This is a genomic window from Faecalibacterium longum (genome assembly GCF_040094125.1).
Lineage (GTDB): Bacteria > Bacillota > Clostridia > Oscillospirales > Ruminococcaceae > Faecalibacterium > Faecalibacterium longum.
On sequence record NZ_JBBNIH010000108.1, the window covers coordinates 1 to 3,347 of the forward strand.

The following is a 3,347-nucleotide window of genomic DNA, read 5'->3' on the forward strand; positions in this document are numbered from 1 at the left end:
AGCAGCAACAATGTCATCGACTTCATGGAGTCCGAGGGCTACTTCCGTTTCAAGGCGGACTACTCCATCAGCTCCAAAGAGTTCTACGACATTTACAAGCTGTGGTGTGAGGACAACGCCTGCCACAGCGTATCGGCGATCCGTTTCAGCGCGGAACTGCGTCAGAATGACCGCCGCTATAACCTTGAAGCCACCAACAACATCTACCTGCCCGGTGGCCGCAGGGTGCGGGGTTTTGTGGGCATTGAGCCGCTTGTTCACCCCTGTCCGTAAAAAGTGCCATTTTTTTCACGGAAGAAGTTCGTACAACCTGTACGGTCTGTACTTGTACGCACCTGTACAGCGAATTGAAACAAATTAAAACGTGTTATCGTTTATATTTCGCATTTCTGTACGCCGTACAGACCGTACGGGTTATTTGAAGTCCGTACAGATTTTTTGTACACCTCAAGAAGGAGCGTGATCTATGAAAGCCCAATACGGCATTTTAAGATTCAAAAAGTACAAGGGGCCAGCCATCAGCCCCATCGAAGCCCACAACGAGCGCACCAAGGAGCAGTACGCCAGCAACCCGGATATCGACACGAGCCGGAGCCGCTACAACCTCCATCTGGTGCAGCCGCAGGGCAGGTACCGGGAAGAAGCTGACCGCATGATCACGGCGGCTCATTGCCGTGTCCGCAAGGACAGCGTGCGGGTGGTAGAGGCTCTCGTCACCGCCAGCCCGGAGTTTTTCAAGGATAAGACCAACCGGGAGATCAGGGCGTACTTTGCGTACGCCCTGAAATTTTTGGAGGGCAGACAGTGCCCGGATACCTTTCTCTCTGCTGTTGTCCACATGGACGAGAAAACGCCCCACCTGCACCTCTGCTTTGTGCCACTGACCCCTGACGGGCGACTGAGCGCCAAGGAGATCATCGGCAACCGCAAAAACCTTGTGAAGTGGCAGGACGAGTTCTGGCAGCACATGGTCAAGCAGTACCCGGAGCTGGAACGGGGTGAAAGTGCCAGCCAGACCGGGCGGGAGCACATCCCGCCCCGCATCTTCAAGGAGATGACCCAGCTGACCAAGCAGAAGGAGCAGCTGGATGCCCTGCTGGTGGGCATCACCCCCTTCAACGGCAAGAGCCGTGCGGCGGAGATCAGCAAGGTGCTGGACAGCTATATCCCGGCAGTGTCCAAAATGCGCACCGAACTGAACCGCTATCAGGTCGCCTTTACGGAGACCGCCGCCGAAAACGAAAAACTGAAAGAGAAGAACAAGACGCTCTCCGCCTCGCTGGACAAAGCGAAGGAAGGGAGCGTCTTGAAGCGTCTGGAGGATGCCAAGCTGCGGCAGGACTATGAAGCCGCCCTGAAAACGCTGGACAGCATCCCGCCGGAGGTCATTCGATTCTATGAGAACCGCACGCAGGAGCCTGCGATGCGCCACGATAAGTAAGGAGCAATGCCTATGTGTAATAAAATGTACGAGAATGTGAAATCTTCTGATTATACGAAAAAGTTCTTGCAGTCGGACTCTGATCCGGCTACAATGGAGGTGGTCACTCGAACCAATGCCGTCAAGTCTCCGACCAACAGCCCTGAGACCACAAAGCTGGTGTACACGGTAAAGGAAGTCGCACAGATGCTGGCCATCAGCCAGCGTGCCGCCTACAACCTGTGCAACAGCACCACCGAGTTCCGTGTCCTGCGGGCAGGCGGAAGCATCCGCATCCCGAAGGACAGCTTCGATGCGTGGCTCTACCGGGCAGCTTGATAAGGAGGCAAATCTATGGCATATATCACGAAACGCGGCAGCTCTTACAGCGTCCGCTACACCTATCAGGACGAGCACGGCAAGAGCTGCGACAAATGGGAGAGCTTTCCCACCAAGGAGGAGGCGGTCAAACGCCAGAAGCAGATCGAGCATGAGCTGGCAACAGGCAATTTTCTGATCCCGTCCACGGTGACGGTGGCAGAGTTCCTGATGGACTGGCTACCCAAGCAGTGCAGCAAGCACAAGTGGGCACCCAAGACCTACCAGTCCAATCTGGCCCTCATCCAGAACCTCATCATCCCCTATATCGGGGAGATGCAGATGCAAAAGCTGCGGCCTTACCACATCGAAGCCCTGTACGACACCCTGAGCAAGACCCCTTGTGGACAGTATGTGGGCGGCAAGCGGCGAGACCTCTCGCCCAAGCAGCAGAAGCGCACCCTCTCCGGCACTACCCTCCATGAAGTCCACCAACTGCTGCATAATTCCTTTCTGCTGGCGGTGGAGTGGGGCATCCTCATCAAAAGCCCCGTCCCGGTGGAAGCACCCAAAAAGACCACCCAAGAGCGCAGTATCTGGGAGGTGGAGGAGATGCGGGCAGCGCTGGACAGCATGGAGGACCCCATCCTGCATCTGGCGGTGCACCTGACGCTGGTGGGTGCACTCCGAGAAGGTGAGGTGGCAGGTCTGACCCCGGAGGACATCGACTTTGATGCCGCCAACGGCATGGGCACCTTCACCGTCAACCGTTCCATGCAGCGGGTGCAGAAGGACACACTGGCACAGGTGGATAAGGGCTGCATCCTCCGCATCTTCCCGGACAAGCTGGAGGGCAGCAAGACCTCCCTCATCCTGAAAGACACCAAGACCGAAGCCTCCTGCCGCACCATCTTTATGACCGCTGCCCTGCGGGAGGAACTGAAGCAGTGGCTGGAACGGCTGAAAATGGAAGAAGCCCTCGACCCGGAGCGGTACCGCAACAGCAGGATGCTGCTGCGGCTCCCCAACGGTCTGGCGGTGGAGCCGGTGCTTATCCGCAAAAAGTTCCTGAAATGGCAGGACGCACACCCGGAGTTTCCCCGCATCGTCTTTCATGGGCTGCGGCATTCCAGTGCCACCTATCAGTTGATGATCTCCGGCGGCGACATCAAGGCGGTGCAGGGGACCACAGGACACGCCAGTGCGGATATGCTGGTGAACACCTACGCTCATATCCAGCAGTCCTCCCGTGTGGAGCTGGGCAAGAAGTTTGAAAGCGGCTTCTATGCCAAGCCCGACACCTCCAGCCCGCAGGCTGTATCCGCCGCAGGCGAACCCACCATCTCCATGACGGCTCTCTTGGAATTGCTCAAGGATGCCGACCCGGAGATGAAGGCAAAGCTCCGCCTGGCACTGCTCACCTGATGCAAAAAAGGGCACTGATTGCAATGCAATACAGCGCCCTACATAATCGGACATGGATAACACCCACCGTGCAAAAACCGTGCAGAAACCGTGCACTCATGGCTTACAAAACAAAAAAGCCATGAAATCTTTCGATTTCACGGCATTTTCTGGTGCGATGGAAGGGACTCGAACCCCCGGCCTA

The 3,347-nt window shown here is 56.7% G+C and carries 3 protein-coding genes and 1 pseudogene; all 4 read left to right on the top strand.

The window, feature by feature from the left end; translation table 11 throughout:
* Nucleotides 1-273: pseudogene (locus AAAU26_RS04440) on the top strand (DNA primase family protein); the annotation flags it as partial.
* 193 nt (nt 274-466) lie between these two features.
* The gene (gene mobV / locus AAAU26_RS04445; RefSeq protein WP_227619680.1) at nt 467-1,441 is read left to right on the top strand and encodes a MobV family relaxase; all 975 of its coding nucleotides are present in this window, start codon (nt 467-469) and stop codon (nt 1,439-1,441) included.
* Between the two features lie 24 nt (nt 1,442-1,465).
* Nucleotides 1,466-1,759: a helix-turn-helix domain-containing protein gene (locus AAAU26_RS04450; protein WP_097778990.1), complete on the top strand. Its 294-nt coding sequence runs from the start codon at nt 1,466-1,468 to the stop codon at nt 1,757-1,759.
* A gap of 15 nt (nt 1,760-1,774) precedes the next feature.
* Nucleotides 1,775-3,163, top strand: coding sequence for a site-specific integrase (locus AAAU26_RS04455; RefSeq protein ID WP_227619679.1), 1,389 nt, complete (start codon nt 1,775-1,777; stop codon nt 3,161-3,163).
* Nucleotides 3,164-3,347: the final 184 nt, after the last annotated feature.